We start from the raw sequence: 13,167 nt of genomic DNA, 5'->3' as shown, positions 1-13,167 counted from the left end.
CAGCCCATTGGCCTATAACGACCCCGAAAACACGCTGGTGATGGAGACGACCAAGGGCCAGGTGGTCATCGAGATGCGGCCGGACCTGGCGCCGGGCCATGTCGCGCGCATCAAGGAGCTGGCCCGGGCCGGCGAGTATGACGGCGTGGTGTTCCACCGCGTCATCGACGGGTTCATGGCGCAGACCGGCGATGTGCGCTTCGGCAAGACCGACGGGCCGCATTTCGACCCCTCGCGCGCCGGCATGGGCGGCTCGTCCAAGCCCGATCTGAAGGCCGAGTTCTCGGACGCCAATCATGGTCGCGGCACCTGCTCGATGGCACGGGCCCAGAACCCCAATTCGGCCAACTCGCAGTTCTTCATCTGTTTCGAGGACGCCTCGTTCCTGGACCGGCAATACACGGTCTGGGGCGAAGTGATCGAGGGCATGGACAATGTCGACCAGATCAAGCGCGGCGAGCCGGTGCGCGATCCCGATTCGATCGTGTCGATGAAGGTGGCGGCGGACGTTTGAGCCATGCGGGCGGGCCGACCGTTTGGCGGCAAGCCCCCTTTGTCCGGCTGGATAGGCCGCCATGCGCGTCGATGAATTCGATTTCGAGCTTCCCGAAGAGCGCATCGCGCTAAGGCCGGCGAGCCCGCGCGATGCGGCGCGCATGCTTGTCGTGCGCGGCGACACGCTGACCGATGCGGGCGTCATGGACCTGCCGTCCTTTCTGTCGGCGGGCGATCTGATGGTCTTTAACGACACGCGCGTCATTCCGGCTCAGCTCGAGGGCACCCGCGAGCGCGACGGCCAGATCGCGACCATCGGCGCAACGCTGCATATGCGCACCGCGCCGAACCGCTGGAAGGCGTTCGCGCGCGGCGCCAAGAAGCTCAAACCCGGCGACCGCATCCGCTTCGGTGCGGCAAGCGACGCCTGCCTGCTCGGCGCGCTCGACGCGACGGTCGTCGCGAAGGGCGAGGGCGGCGAGGTGGACCTGGCCTTCGATCTCGCCGGCCCCGACCTCGATGCGGCGATCGCGCTGGCAGGCCACATTCCGCTGCCGCCCTATATCGCATCCAAGCGTGCCGACGACGAACGCGACCGCGCCGACTACCAGACCGTCTATGCGCGCGAGGACGGCGCGGTCGCCGCGCCCACGGCGGGGCTGCACTTCACCGACCGGCTGTTCGAGGCGCTCGATGCGGCCGGCATCAACCGCGCCTTCGTGACGCTGCATGTCGGCGCCGGCACCTTCCTGCCGGTCAAGGCCGAGGATACCGACGACCATGTCATGCACGCCGAGATCGGCCATGTCTCCGAGGCGACGGCCGCGCTGATCAACGAGACGCGGGCGCGGGGCGGCCGCATCGTCTCGGTCGGCACGACATCGCTGCGCCTGCTCGAAAGCGCGGCCGACGGCTCGGGCACCGTCCATCCGTTCGCCGGGGCGACCGACATCTTCATCACGCCCGGTTACCGGTTCCGCTGCGTCGACGTGCTGATGACCAATTTCCACCTGCCGCGCTCGACGCTGATGATGCTGGTGTCGGCCTTTGCCGGGCTCGAAACCATGCGGCGCGCCTATGCGCACGCGATCGAGACGGGCTACCGCTTTTATTCCTATGGCGATTCCAGCCTGCTGTTCCGGACCGATCCCGATGGCTGAGTTCGGCTTCCGGCTCGAGGCGACCGATGGCTGCGCGCGGCGCGGCACGGTGACGACCGGGCGCGGCGCCATCGCCACGCCCGCCTTCATGCCGGTCGGCACGGCCGGCACGGTCAAGGGGCTCTATCTCGACCAGGTGCGTGACGCCGGCGCCGACATCATCCTGGGCAACACCTATCATCTGATGCTGCGGCCTGGCGCCGAGCGCGTCGCGCGCCTTGGCGGGCTGCACCGCTTCATCGGCTGGGACGGGCCGATCCTGACCGATTCGGGCGGGTTCCAGGTGATGAGCCTGTCGGCGCTGCGCCAGATGAGCGAGCAGGGCGCTACCTTCAAGAGCCATGTCGACGGCGCCATGCACGAGATGAGCCCGGAACGCTCCATCGAGATCCAGGGGCTGCTCGGCTCGGACATCCAGATGCAGCTCGATGAATGCGTGGCGCTGCCGGCCGATGACGAGACCATGAAGGCGGCCATGGAACTGTCGCTGCGCTGGGCCGAGCGCTGTCGGGTCGCGTTCGGCGATCAGCCGGCAAAGGCGATGTTCGGCATCGTGCAGGGCGGCGATGACGAGACGTTGCGCGAACAATCGGCCCGGGCGCTGACTGCGATGGACCTCAAGGGCTATTCGATCGGCGGTCTGGCGGTCGGCGAGCCGCAAGAGGTGATGCTGGCCATGCTCGACGTGGTCTGTCCCATATTGCCAGGACACAAGCCGCGCTATCTGATGGGCGTCGGCACGCCGCAGGACCTGCTCCGCTCGGTGGCGCGCGGGGTCGACATGTTCGACTGCGTCATGCCGACGCGCTCGGGCCGGCACGGGCTTGCCTTTACCCGGCGCGGGCGGATCAATTTGAAGAACGCCCGCCATGCCGAGGACCATCGGCCGCTGGACGATCAGATGGCGTGCCCGGCCTCTCGGGACTATTCGCGCGCCTATCTGCATCATCTGGTGCGTTCGAACGAACTGCTCGGCATGATGCTGCTGAGCTGGCACAACACCTTCTACTACCAGTGGCTCATGCGTGAGATGCGCAGCGCCATTGAGGAGGGGCGATTCGCCGCCTTCGCCGCCGAGACCGAGGCGATGTGGGAAAAGGGCGATATCCCCGCGCCTTGATGCGCTTTGCGGACGTCGGCTTTTCTGCCCCCACCCGTCATCCCTCCCCGCAAGCGTGGGACGGAGGGCTTCTGCATTCGACCTTGGCGTCGGGATTTGCGCCAGGCTCGTGATTTGGTTGAGCGGCGCGGTTTCGATGTCTTCCCTCCCACGCTTGCGGGGGAGGGATGAAGGATGGGGGTCTTGGTTCAGGCGGGATTACGTCGTCACGTCATCCCGGCGGCGCCCTCGCGCAGCTGCACGCCGTCGACCTTCCACGTCCCGTCGTCCTGCAACTCCATGAAGTAGGTCGCGGTCCAGGAGCGCCCGTCGGGGCCCTGGATCAACACGTCCTGCACGATGCGGCCGTCGCTGGCCGCGCGAACCTCGCCGAAGGCGTAGTTGCCAGGCCGCAGAACCGGCAGATAGCCGGTCTGGACCATGGACATGAAGCGGTCGAGCGTCGGGAATATCCGCTTGATGTCGGGCGAGGCGTAGGAATAGGCGCGGGGAAAGTCGCCGGACAGGAAGGATTCGAGCTGCTCGGTGATGATCGTGCGCGCGGCCGCCTCGTCGGCGCGGGCCTGCGCGGGCGAAAGGATGAAGGCAATGGCAAGGGCGATCGTGCTTGCGACGGCCATGACAAGGGGGACAAGACGGGGTCTGTTCGGCATGGGACACCTCCTGTTTGTCCGTGAGATAGAGGCGATGGCACGGATGGCAAATCGCACCGCCCGGGGGCGGCTGGCGCGGCTTGCACGGGCCGGGCAAATGGGGCACACCGGCGCCCATGACGGCCCATCTGCCCTATCAGCCCCGCGCCCTCGACCATTGCGTTCTGCCGGTCGATGAACTCAGCGTCGCGCGCGACCGGCTGACCGCGCTGGGCTTCACTGTCGCCCCCGATGCGCGCCATCCCTTCGGCACCGAGAACGCGTGCGTGTTCTTTGCCGACGGCACCTATCTGGAACCGCTCGCGGTCGGCCAGCGCGAGGATTGCGAGCGCACCGCGCAGAAGGGCAATGTGTTCACGGCGCGCGATCAGGCTTACCGGTTCCGCAATGGCGAGCCGGGCTTTTCGGCTGTCGCCTTTGCCACCGAGACCGCCGATGCCGACCACTCGATGTTCCGCGAGCAGGGCATTTCGGCCGGCCGCAAGCTGATCTTCGGGCGCACGATGGAGGATGCCTCGGGCGCTTCGGGCCGGGCGACGTTCAAGAACGCCTTTGCCGCCGATCTGCGTTCGCCCGACAGCTTCTTCTTCACCTGCCAGCGCGTGACAATGCCGCAGATCGACCGCAGCGGTCTGACGGCGCACGAAAACGGCGCGACGGGCATCGCCGCGATCATCGCTTCCGAGCTCAATCCGACCGATTTCCAGTATTTCCTGCAGCCCGTGATCAACAATCGGGACACCGAGGCGGCCTCGTTCGGCGTCGAGATCGATGCGGCCAATGCGCGGATCGAAGTGATGACGCCCGAAGGGCTGCGCGCCCATTTCGGCGTCGACCGAGCCGACCGTAGCCGCGGCATCAGGCTCGAAGGCATCGTGCTGACCGTGGCCGATGTGGCGCGCTTTCGCGCCCGTATCGAGGACGCCGGCGTGCCGGCGCGCGCGTGCAGCCATTTTCTCGTCGTCGACCGGGCGCCGGGGCAGGGGGCGTTTTTCGCCGTCAATCTGGCGGGCTCGGCGCGATGAGCGCGCAGGCGCCCGACCATGCGCCCAACGCCGTCGTCGAAGCCGGGCCGGTGCGCTTCGGCAATGCCCTGCCGCTGACGCTGATCGCCGGGCCCTGCCAGATGGAGAGCCGCGACCACGCGCTGAAGATGGCCGACGCGCTCAAGACGCTGGCGGAGCGGATCGGCATCGGCCTGGTCTTCAAGACCTCGTTCGACAAGGCCAATCGCACCTCGCTGTCCGGCCGGCGCGGCATGGGGCTCAAGGCGGCGCTGCCGGTCTTCGCCGAAATCCGCGAGCAGTTCGGCCTGCCGGTCCTGACCGATGTGCACGCACCCGACCAGTGCGCGCCGGTTGCCGCGGTCGTCGACATTCTGCAGATCCCGGCCTTTCTGTGCCGGCAGACGGACCTGCTGATCGCCGCTGCCGAGACCGGCCGCATCGTCAACATCAAGAAGGGCCAGTTTCTGGCGCCCTGGGACATGGCCAATGTCACCGCCAAGGTGACCGGCTCGGGCAATGCCAACGTGCTGCTGACCGAACGCGGGGCCAGTTTCGGCTACAACACGCTGGTCTCGGACATGCGGGCGCTGCCGATCATGGCGGCGACCGGCGCGCCGGTGATCTTCGATGCCACCCATTCGGTGCAGCAACCCGGCGGGCAGGGCGCATCGACGGGCGGCGACCGGACCATGGTGCCGCCGCTGGCGCGCGCGGCGGTGGCGGTCGGCGTTGCCGGTGTGTTCATCGAAACCCATGACGATCCGGACAACGCGCCGTCGGACGGGCCGAACATGGTGCCGCTTGGCGACATGGAGGCGCTCGTGACCCGCCTTCAGGCGATCGACGCGCTGATCAAGGCACCGACGTGAAATCGACGCAAGAGCGGTTTTGTTTGCCGCAAAGCTCGGCTAATTGAAGCCGAGCACCCGCATTGCCCGCACCGGAGACAACCACCCATGAGCGCCATCATCGACATCGTCGCACGCCAGATCCTCGACAGCCGCGGCAACCCGACGGTCGAGGTCGATGTCTTGCTCGAAAACGGTGTGAGCGGCCGCGCGGCCGTGCCCTCGGGCGCCTCGACGGGCGCCCATGAGGCGGTCGAGTTGCGCGACGGCGGCGACCGCTACATGGGCAAAGGGGTGATGCGCGCGGTCGACGCGGTCAACGGGCCGATCTTCGACACCATTGGCGGCATGGATGCGCGCGAGCAGATGAAGATCGACGAGGCGATGATCGCGCTCGACGGCACGCCCAACAAGGCCAATCTGGGCGCCAACGCGATCCTGGGCGTTTCGCTGGCGGTCGCCAGGGCGGCGGCGCAGTCGGTCGGCCTGCCGCTGCATCACTATGTCGGCGGGGCCAACGCGCACATTCTGCCGGTGCCGATGATGAACATCATCAATGGCGGCGCCCATGCCGACAATGGAATCGATTTTCAGGAGTTCATGATCATGCCCGTCGGGGCGGCCTCGATGGCCGATGCGGTGCGCATGGGCGCCGAGACCTTCCACACGCTCAAGAAGATGCTGACCGAGGCGGGCCACAGCACCGGAATCGGCGATGAGGGCGGCTTCGCGCCGAACCTGAAAAGCGCCGAAGCGGCGCTCGACTTCATCATGGAGGCGATCGAGCAGGCCGGGTTCAAGCCCGGAAACGACATGCACATCGCGCTCGACTGCGCGGCCTCGGAGTTCTTCGACGATGGCCGCTATGTCTATTCGGGCGAGGGCACGACCCGCGATGCCGACGCGCAGGTGGCCTATCTGAAACAGCTCATCGAGGCCTATCCGATCCTGTCGATCGAGGACGGCATGCATGAGGACGACTGGCAGGGCTGGCGCAGGCTGACCGACGAGATCGGCGAGGATTGCCAGCTTGTGGGTGACGATCTGTTCGTCACCAATGTCGAGCGGCTCGAAACGGGCATCGACAAGGGCGTGGCCAACTCGATCCTGATCAAGGTCAACCAGATCGGCACGCTGACCGAGACGCTGCGCGCGGTGGAGACCGCGCACAAGGCCGGCTACACGGCGGTGATGTCGCACCGGTCGGGCGAGACCGAGGACGCCACCATCGCCGATCTGGCCGTGGCCACCAATTGCGGGCAGATCAAGACCGGCTCGCTGGCCCGCTCGGACCGGCTGGCCAAGTACAACCAGCTCATCCGCATCGAGCAGATGCTCGGCGAGAGCGCGCGCTATGCCGGCGACAGCGTCCTGCACTGATCGATTGCGGGCGCGCGTTTAGGCCCCGCTAACCAAAACCGTCTATGGCTCGGAATCGCTCACCTTGGTTCCGGGTACATGTGGACGCGTCAGTACAGAAAATCGCCCCTTCGACACCTGATCATTCCGACCCTGGCACTTGCGGGGCTGGGCTATTTCGGGTTCCATGCGATCAATGGCAGTCTAGGTCTGACCTCCAAGCAGGCCTATGAAGCCGAACTGGCCGCGCTGCGCGCCGAACTTGCGGTGCTGGTCGCCGAACGCGAGGGTCTTGAATGGCGCACCGCGGCGCTGCGCGACGGCTCGTTGCAGCGCGAGATGATCGACGAACAGGCGCGCAAGCAGCTCGGTATGGTGCGCGGCAACGAGGTGATCGTGTTGCATGACCGGTGACCGGCCCGGCCGCGGCTGGTCGACCGGGACGAGCGCGAGCGTGCGCCGCAGCAATTAACCCGAATGGAGTTAATTGCGCTTTTTTCCAATGATTTTGCGATCTTATCGTCATGTAACTTATGCATGATTGCGTATTGATGTGCGGCGATCGTGAGCTACACTCCGTCGCGAACGCAACAGGGACACAAGCCATGGCAACACGGACGCGCAAGACGCCCGCCAAGTCCAGGACAGGTGGCGCAAAGGGTGCGATCTCCGCGCCGGCGCCGGCCGACTTCACCAAGGACGAGGAACTGACCGCCTATCGCGACATGCTGCTAATCCGGCGGTTCGAGGAAAAGGCCGGCCAGCTTTACGGCATGGGCTTCATCGGCGGGTTCTGCCATCTGTATATCGGGCAGGAGGCAGTCGTCACCGGCATGACCATGGCGATGGAGGATGGCGACCAGACCATCACCACCTATCGCGATCACGGGCACATGCTGGCCATGGACATGCAGCCGCGCGGGGTGATGGCCGAACTGACCGGGCGCCGGGGCGGCTATTCCAAGGGCAAGGGCGGCTCGATGCACATGTTCTCCAAGGAGAAGAACTTCTATGGCGGCCACGGCATCGTCGGCGCCAACGTGCCGCTTGGCACGGGCATCGCCTTTGCCAACCAGTATCGCGAGAACGGCAAGGTCTGCTGCACCTATTTCGGCGACGGGGCGGCGAATCAGGGCCAGGTCTATGAAAGCTTCAACATGGCCTCGCTGTGGAAGCTGCCGGTGGTCTACATCATCGAGAACAACCGGTATGCGATGGGCACCTCGGTGGCGCGGTCCTCGGCCGAGACCGACTTCTCGCATCGCGGCCTGTCCTTCAAGATCCCGGGCTTTCAGGTCGACGGCATGGATGTGCGCGCGGTCAAGTCGGCCGGCGAACTGGCGCTCGAGCATGCGCGCTCGGGCAAGGGGCCGATCATCGTCGAGATGATGACCTATCGCTATCGCGGCCATTCCATGTCGGACCCGGCCAAGTATCGCTCCAAGGACGAGGTGCAGAAGATGCGCTCGGAGAGCGATCCGATCGAGCAGGTCAAGGCGCGGCTGATCGAGAAGAAGTGGGCGAGCGAGGACGAACTCAAGGCGGTCGACAAGGAGGTGCGCGCGATCGTCGCCGACGCGGCCGAGTTCGCCCAGAACGATCCCGAGCCCGATCCGTCCGAACTCTACACCGATGTGCTGCTGGAAGCGTGAGGTCCGCCACCATGCCGATTGACATCCTGATGCCGGCGCTGTCGCCGACCATGGAAGAGGGCAACCTCGCCAAATGGCTCAAGAAGGAGGGCGAGGAGGTCGCGCCCGGCGACGTGATCGCCGAGATCGAGACCGACAAGGCGACCATGGAGGTCGAGGCGGTCGACGAGGGCACGCTCGGCAGGATTCTGGTGGGCGAGGGCACCGAGGGCGTCAAGGTCAACACCCCCATCGCCGTGCTGCTGGGCGATGGCGAGAGCGCCGAGGATATCGACAAGCCACGCACGGATGGCGGTGGCGGCGGTGCGGCGCAACAGCAGCCGCCCGCGGCCGAGCCGGCCTCGCAGGCGCCCGAGCCGACGCCGGCGCCGGCGGCGGTTCCCAAGGCCGAAACCCAGCCCATGCCGTCCGACCCCGACATTCCCCAGGGCACCGAAATGGTGTCGACAACGGTGCGCGAAGCGCTGCGCGACGCCATGGCCGAGGAGATGCGCCGCGACGGCAATGTGTTCGTGATGGGCGAGGAGGTTGCCGAGTATGAAGGCGCCTACAAGGTCACACAGGGGCTGCTTGCCGAGTTCGGCGCCAAGCGCGTGGTCGACACGCCGATCACCGAGCACGGATTTGCCGGCGTCGGCGTCGGCGCGGCGATGACGGGGCTCAGGCCCATCGTCGAGTTCATGACCTTCAACTTCGCCATGCAGGCGATCGACCAGATCGTCAATTCGGCGGCCAAGACGCTGTACATGTCCGGCGGACAGATGGGCGCGCCCATGGTGTTTCGCGGGCCCAACGGGGCGGCGGCGCGCGTCGCCGCGCAGCACTCGCAATGCTATGGCGCCTGGTACAGCCATATACCGGGCCTCAAGGTGGTCATGCCCTATACGGCGGCCGACGCCAAGGGTCTGCTCAAGGCGGCGATCCGCGATCCCAATCCGGTGATGTTCCTTGAAAACGAGATTCTTTACGGACAGAGCTTCGATGTGCCCAAGCTCGACGATTTCGTGCTGCCGATCGGCAAGGCGCGCATCCACAGGGCCGGGACGGACTGCACGATCGTCTCCTTCGGCATCGGCATGACCTATGCGGTCAAGGCGGCCGAGGAACTGGCCGGCCAGGGCATCGACTGCGAGATCGTCGATCTGCGCACGCTGCGGCCGATGGACCTGCCGACCGTGATCGAGAGCGTTAAGAAGACCGGCCGACTGGTGACGGTGGAGGAGGGCTTCCCGCAGAACTCGGTGGGCGACCATGTCGCGAACCAGGTCACGCGCCAGGCGTTCGACTATCTGGACGCGCCGCCGATCACCATCGCCGGCAGGGACGTGCCGATGCCCTATGCGGCCAATCTCGAAAAGCTCGCGCTGCCGAGCGTCGCCGAGGTGGTCGAGGCAGTCAAGACCGTCAGCTACGCCGATTGAGCGGCGCCGTGCTAAGCTGCCCGCGAGCCAACAGGAGGCCCGCCCGCCGATGACCCAACTTGCGCATAAGCGCGCGACCTATGCCGACGTGCTCGCCGCGCCGCCAGGCATGGTGGCGGAGATCATCGACGGCGCGCTGGTCACTCATCGGCGACCAAGGCCACGGCATGCGCGCGCGCATGCAGTCCTGACCGGCAAGCTTGGCGATCGGTTCGATTTCGGCGAGGGTGGTCCCGGCGGATGGGTCTTCCTGACCGAACCTGAGCTGTCGCTCGGCGGGCATCTCGTCGTGCCCGACCTCGCCGGCTGGCGGCGTGAACGTCTGACCGAACTGCCCGAGACCAACTGGATCGAGACGCCGCCCGACTGGGTCTGCGAGATCATCTCGCCGTCAACCGAATATTACGATCGCACGGCCAAGCGCCGGATCTATGGCGAGGCGGGCGTGGCCCACCTGTGGCTTCTCGACCCCGACACCCAATTGCTCGAAGCTTTCCGGCTCGTGGACGGGAACTGGCTGTTGACCGGCACCGCCGCCGGCGACGAACAGGTCGGCCTCGAGCCGTTCGACGCCATTTCGTTTCCGCTGATGTCGCTGTTTCCGTTCGACAAGCCGAAGACGGGCGGCGACCCGCATCACGACACACGCAAACCCGACGAACCGGCGGGAGACTGACGCCCATGCCCATCACCATCACGATGCCCGCGCTTTCGCCGACCATGGAGGAGGGCAACCTCGCCAAATGGCTGGTCAAGGAGGGCGACACGATCGAGCCCGGTGACGTGATCGCCGAGATCGAGACCGACAAGGCGACCATGGAGGTCGAGGCGGTCGACGAGGGCACGGTGGCGAAGATCCTGATCGACGAGGGCACCGAAGGCGTCAAGGTCAACGCGCCGATCGCGCTCCTTGCCGCGGAAGGGGAGGATGTCAGCGAGGCGGCCAGCGCCGATCCCGGCACGTCCGGCGAAGGGCATGGCGACGAACCGGCGGTCGATGCCGCGCAGGATGCCGACAAGGACGAGCCGGCCGCGGAAACGGCGCCGGCCGCATCGGGCAATGGCGCCGCGCCGCCCGCGCAGCGGGCCGGTTCGCGCGATCCGGAGGCGGCATCGAAAATTCCGGACACCGTCAAGGCCGGTCCCGTGCCGACCCGGGACGGCGAGAAGGTCTTCGCCTCGCCGCTCGCCCGCCGCATCGCGAACAATGCCGGCATCGACATCACCGCGCTGTCGGGCTCGGGGCCGAAAGGCCGCATCGTCAAGCGCGATGTCGAGACCGCGCTCGAACAGGGCGCGCCGGAGGCCGCAACGGCCGAGGCGCCGGCTGCCGAAGCGGCCGCACCGGGCCTTGCCGCCGCGCCGGCCCCGCTGGCCGCCGGCCCGACCAGCGAGCAGATCCTCGCCAATTTCGAAGAGGGAAGCTACGAACTGGTCAAGCATGACGGCATGCGCAAGACCATCGCCCGGCGCCTGACCGAATCCAAGCAGACGATCCCGCATTTCTACGTGACGATCGATTGCGAGCTCGACGCGCTGCTGGCGCTCAGGTCCGAGCTCAACAAGGCCGCGCCGGTCAAGGACGACAAGCCGGCCTACAAGCTGTCGGTCAACGACATGGTGATCAAGGCGCTGGCGCTTTCGCTGCGCGATGTGCCCGATGCCAATGTCTCCTGGACCGACGAGGCAATGGTGCGCCACCACCATGCCGATGTGGGGGTCGCGGTCGCCATCGACGGCGGACTGATCACGCCGATCGTGCGCCGCGCAGAGGAAAAGCCGCTTTCGGTCATCTCCGGCGAGATGAAGGATCTGGGTCGGCGCGCCAGGGAGCGCAAGCTCAAGCCGCACGAATATCAGGGCGGGACGACCTCGGTTTCCAATATGGGCATGATGGGCGTGAAGGACTTCGCCGCCGTCATCAACCCGCCGCACGCCACGATCCTTGCGGTCGGCGCGGGCGAGCAGCGCCCCGTCGTCAGGGACGGGGCGCTCGCCATCGCCACCATGATGACCGTCACGCTGTCGACCGACCATCGCTGCGTGGATGGGGCGCTCGGTGCCGAACTGCTCGCCGCCTTCAAGGGCTATATCGAAAACCCGATGCGCATGCTGGTGTGATGGCGGCCGGGCGTGACAATCGAACCGCCCCCCACCATGTTAGGGCATCGAGCGGGAAATGACGGAGGTGATGATGCCCGAACCGGAGGACATGGTGATGCCGATGCTGCGCGAAATGCGGGCCGAAATGCGCGAGAGCTTTGCAAGTGCCCAGAGGCGATTTGACGGCGTCGACGAGCGGCTCGACCGTATTGAAGAGGCCCAGAAGAACTTCCGCCACGCGCTGACCGCCGACACCATGATGTCCAGGCTCGTCACCGGCGACTTCGAGGAGCGCATCAAGGCGCTCGAGGCCAAGGTCGACGATCTGATGAAGGCCCGCTGATGCGTACCATCCTCGCATTCGGCGATTCGCTGACCTGGGGTTCGGACCCGCAGACCGGTGCGCGACATCCGCACCGGTATCGCTGGCCCGAGGCCCTGCGGGCCGAACTCGGCGACGGACACGAGGTGATCACCGATGCGGTGCGCGGCCGCACGACGGCCTTCGACGAATCCTTCGCCGATTGCGACCGCAATGGCGTCAAGGCGCTGCCCACCGCGCTGTATGCGCACGCACCGATCGATCTGGTCGTCATCATGCTCGGCGGCAACGACATGAAGCCCTTCGTCTCCGGCTCGGCCATTGCCAGCGCCCAGGGCGGCATGAAGCGGCTTGCCGAGATCGCGCTCGGCCACCAGCAGGGGATGCCGGGCGGCAAGAGCGCCAAGCTGGTGATCGTCGCGCCGCCGCCGCTGGTTGCCACGGACCATGTCGACTTCGCCGCCATCTTCGAGGGCGGGGCTGCCGAATCGCGCAAGCTTGCCGGGCTCTATGAGCGGCTCGCCGGGGAGCTTGGCTGCGCGTTCTTCGATGCGGGCAGTGTGGCCCAGGCCTCGCCCGTCGACGGCATTCATCTCGATGCCAGGAACACGCGCGCCATCGGCGTTGCGCTGGCGCCGCTCGTGCGCAGCGTCCTGGCCTCATGACCATGGCAGTTGACACCGATCAAGGAGGGCAGAACGCCGGCCGCTAGGGTTGCGCCAGCACGAACGAAAGGAGCACCGTTCATGGCGCACACGCCGCACGAGCTGGCCGCAGAATTCCCCGAGCACGTCGAAAAGATGAAGGCGTTGAAGACGTCCGACGCGCATTTCGCGCGGCTCTTCGACGAGTATCACGAGATCAACCGGGCCATCCACCGCGCCGAAACGGACATCGAGCCAACGGACGATTTCAACATGGACGCCATGCGCAAGAAGCGCATGCAGCTCAAAGACGAGATCTACGGGATGCTGACGGGCTGACTTTCGCGCCATTGCCCGCCGGTCTCCCATAACCGGAGACCGGA

15 protein-coding genes are annotated in these 13,167 nt (G+C 66.4%); 14 read left to right on the top strand and 1 reads right to left on the bottom strand.

Annotation, left to right across the window (positions count from 1 at the left end; genetic code table 11):
* Window positions 1-7 precede the first annotated feature (7 nt).
* From RBB34_RS14425 to tgt, 3 genes are all read left to right on the top strand, one after another.
* On the top strand, window positions 8-514 hold the full coding sequence (locus tag RBB34_RS14425; RefSeq protein WP_306119933.1) for a peptidylprolyl isomerase: 507 nt from the start codon (window positions 8-10) through the stop codon (window positions 512-514).
* Between the two features lie 61 nt (window positions 515-575).
* On the top strand, window positions 576-1,655 hold the full coding sequence (gene queA / locus RBB34_RS14420) for a tRNA preQ1(34) S-adenosylmethionine ribosyltransferase-isomerase QueA (protein WP_306119932.1): 1,080 nt from the start codon (window positions 576-578) through the stop codon (window positions 1,653-1,655).
* Window positions 1,648-2,775: a tRNA guanosine(34) transglycosylase Tgt gene (tgt, locus tag RBB34_RS14415; protein ID WP_306119931.1), complete on the top strand. Its 1,128-nt coding sequence runs from the start codon at window positions 1,648-1,650 to the stop codon at window positions 2,773-2,775. Before queA ends, tgt begins: the two co-directional genes overlap by 8 nt.
* Before the next feature lie 206 nt (window positions 2,776-2,981).
* On the opposite strand, the gene RBB34_RS14410 is transcribed toward tgt, so the two are convergent.
* Window positions 2,982-3,428, bottom strand: coding sequence for a DUF4864 domain-containing protein (locus RBB34_RS14410; protein ID WP_306119930.1), 447 nt, complete (start codon window positions 3,426-3,428; stop codon window positions 2,982-2,984).
* Window positions 3,429-3,544: 116 nt separating this feature from the next.
* Here RBB34_RS14410 and RBB34_RS14405 point away from each other — a divergent pair, with 116 nt between their 5' ends.
* The 11 genes from RBB34_RS14405 to RBB34_RS14355 all read left to right on the top strand — a co-directional run bounded on the left by RBB34_RS14405 (window position 3,545) and on the right by RBB34_RS14355 (window position 13,123).
* The gene (locus RBB34_RS14405) at window positions 3,545-4,453 is read left to right on the top strand and encodes a VOC family protein (protein ID WP_306119929.1); all 909 of its coding nucleotides are present in this window, start codon (window positions 3,545-3,547) and stop codon (window positions 4,451-4,453) included.
* On the top strand, window positions 4,450-5,304 hold the full coding sequence (gene kdsA / locus RBB34_RS14400) for a 3-deoxy-8-phosphooctulonate synthase (protein WP_306119928.1): 855 nt from the start codon (window positions 4,450-4,452) through the stop codon (window positions 5,302-5,304). The genes RBB34_RS14405 and kdsA overlap by 4 nt, the downstream gene beginning before the upstream one ends.
* Before the next feature lie 87 nt (window positions 5,305-5,391).
* Window positions 5,392-6,663, top strand: coding sequence for a phosphopyruvate hydratase (gene eno, locus RBB34_RS14395; protein ID WP_306119927.1), 1,272 nt, complete (start codon window positions 5,392-5,394; stop codon window positions 6,661-6,663).
* Window positions 6,664-6,741: 78 nt separating this feature from the next.
* Window positions 6,742-7,056, top strand: coding sequence for a septum formation initiator family protein (locus RBB34_RS14390; protein ID WP_306119926.1), 315 nt, complete (start codon window positions 6,742-6,744; stop codon window positions 7,054-7,056).
* Between the two features lie 191 nt (window positions 7,057-7,247).
* Entirely contained in the window at window positions 7,248-8,294 is a 1,047-nt protein-coding gene (gene pdhA, locus RBB34_RS14385; protein WP_306119925.1) for a pyruvate dehydrogenase (acetyl-transferring) E1 component subunit alpha, read from the top strand.
* A gap of 11 nt (window positions 8,295-8,305) precedes the next feature.
* A complete protein-coding gene (locus tag RBB34_RS14380) occupies window positions 8,306-9,715 on the top strand; it encodes a pyruvate dehydrogenase complex E1 component subunit beta (protein ID WP_306119924.1) in 1,410 nt (469 codons plus the stop codon).
* Between the two features lie 49 nt (window positions 9,716-9,764).
* Complete coding sequence (locus tag RBB34_RS14375; protein ID WP_306119923.1) at window positions 9,765-10,391, top strand: Uma2 family endonuclease; 627 nt, start codon at window positions 9,765-9,767, stop codon at window positions 10,389-10,391.
* 5 nt (window positions 10,392-10,396) lie between these two features.
* Window positions 10,397-11,836: a pyruvate dehydrogenase complex dihydrolipoamide acetyltransferase gene (locus RBB34_RS14370; protein WP_306119922.1), complete on the top strand. Its 1,440-nt coding sequence runs from the start codon at window positions 10,397-10,399 to the stop codon at window positions 11,834-11,836.
* Between the two features lie 73 nt (window positions 11,837-11,909).
* Window positions 11,910-12,161 carry a hypothetical protein gene (locus RBB34_RS14365; protein WP_306119921.1) on the top strand — a complete coding sequence of 84 codons (252 nt, stop codon included), beginning with the start codon at window positions 11,910-11,912 and terminating at the stop codon, window positions 12,159-12,161.
* Window positions 12,161-12,805 carry an SGNH/GDSL hydrolase family protein gene (locus RBB34_RS14360; RefSeq protein WP_306119920.1) on the top strand — a complete coding sequence of 215 codons (645 nt, stop codon included), beginning with the start codon at window positions 12,161-12,163 and terminating at the stop codon, window positions 12,803-12,805. Before RBB34_RS14365 ends, RBB34_RS14360 begins: the two co-directional genes overlap by 1 nt.
* An 81-nt stretch (window positions 12,806-12,886) precedes the next feature.
* Complete coding sequence (locus RBB34_RS14355) at window positions 12,887-13,123, top strand: YdcH family protein (RefSeq protein WP_306119919.1); 237 nt, start codon at window positions 12,887-12,889, stop codon at window positions 13,121-13,123.
* Window positions 13,124-13,167: the final 44 nt, after the last annotated feature.

The sequence above is a fragment of the Roseitalea sp. MMSF_3546 genome, assembly GCF_030732865.1.
Lineage (GTDB): Bacteria > Pseudomonadota > Alphaproteobacteria > Rhizobiales > Rhizobiaceae > Roseitalea.
The sequence above is the reverse complement of the archived record's forward strand: the minus strand, read 5'-3'. Positions and strand labels throughout refer to the sequence as shown.

Excerpts from the sequence above, each read along its gene's own strand:
- queA (WP_306119932.1), top strand. The coding sequence starts at position 576 with ATGCGCGTCGATGAATTCGATTTCGAGCTTCCCGAAGAGCGCATCGCG.
- tgt (WP_306119931.1), top strand. The coding sequence starts at position 1,648 with ATGGCTGAGTTCGGCTTCCGGCTCGAGGCGACCGATGGCTGCGCGCGG.
- RBB34_RS14410 (WP_306119930.1), bottom strand. The coding sequence starts at position 3,428 with ATGCCGAACAGACCCCGTCTTGTCCCCCTTGTCATGGCCGTCGCAAGC.
- RBB34_RS14405 (WP_306119929.1), top strand. The coding sequence starts at position 3,545 with ATGACGGCCCATCTGCCCTATCAGCCCCGCGCCCTCGACCATTGCGTT.
- kdsA (WP_306119928.1), top strand. The coding sequence starts at position 4,450 with ATGAGCGCGCAGGCGCCCGACCATGCGCCCAACGCCGTCGTCGAAGCC.
- eno (WP_306119927.1), top strand. The coding sequence starts at position 5,392 with ATGAGCGCCATCATCGACATCGTCGCACGCCAGATCCTCGACAGCCGC.
- RBB34_RS14390 (WP_306119926.1), top strand. The coding sequence starts at position 6,742 with ATGTGGACGCGTCAGTACAGAAAATCGCCCCTTCGACACCTGATCATT.
- pdhA (WP_306119925.1), top strand. The coding sequence starts at position 7,248 with ATGGCAACACGGACGCGCAAGACGCCCGCCAAGTCCAGGACAGGTGGC.
- RBB34_RS14380 (WP_306119924.1), top strand. The coding sequence starts at position 8,306 with ATGCCGATTGACATCCTGATGCCGGCGCTGTCGCCGACCATGGAAGAG.
- RBB34_RS14375 (WP_306119923.1), top strand. The coding sequence starts at position 9,765 with ATGACCCAACTTGCGCATAAGCGCGCGACCTATGCCGACGTGCTCGCC.
- RBB34_RS14370 (WP_306119922.1), top strand. The coding sequence starts at position 10,397 with ATGCCCATCACCATCACGATGCCCGCGCTTTCGCCGACCATGGAGGAG.
- RBB34_RS14365 (WP_306119921.1), top strand. The coding sequence starts at position 11,910 with ATGCCCGAACCGGAGGACATGGTGATGCCGATGCTGCGCGAAATGCGG.
- RBB34_RS14360 (WP_306119920.1), top strand. The coding sequence starts at position 12,161 with ATGCGTACCATCCTCGCATTCGGCGATTCGCTGACCTGGGGTTCGGAC.
- RBB34_RS14355 (WP_306119919.1), top strand. The coding sequence starts at position 12,887 with ATGGCGCACACGCCGCACGAGCTGGCCGCAGAATTCCCCGAGCACGTC.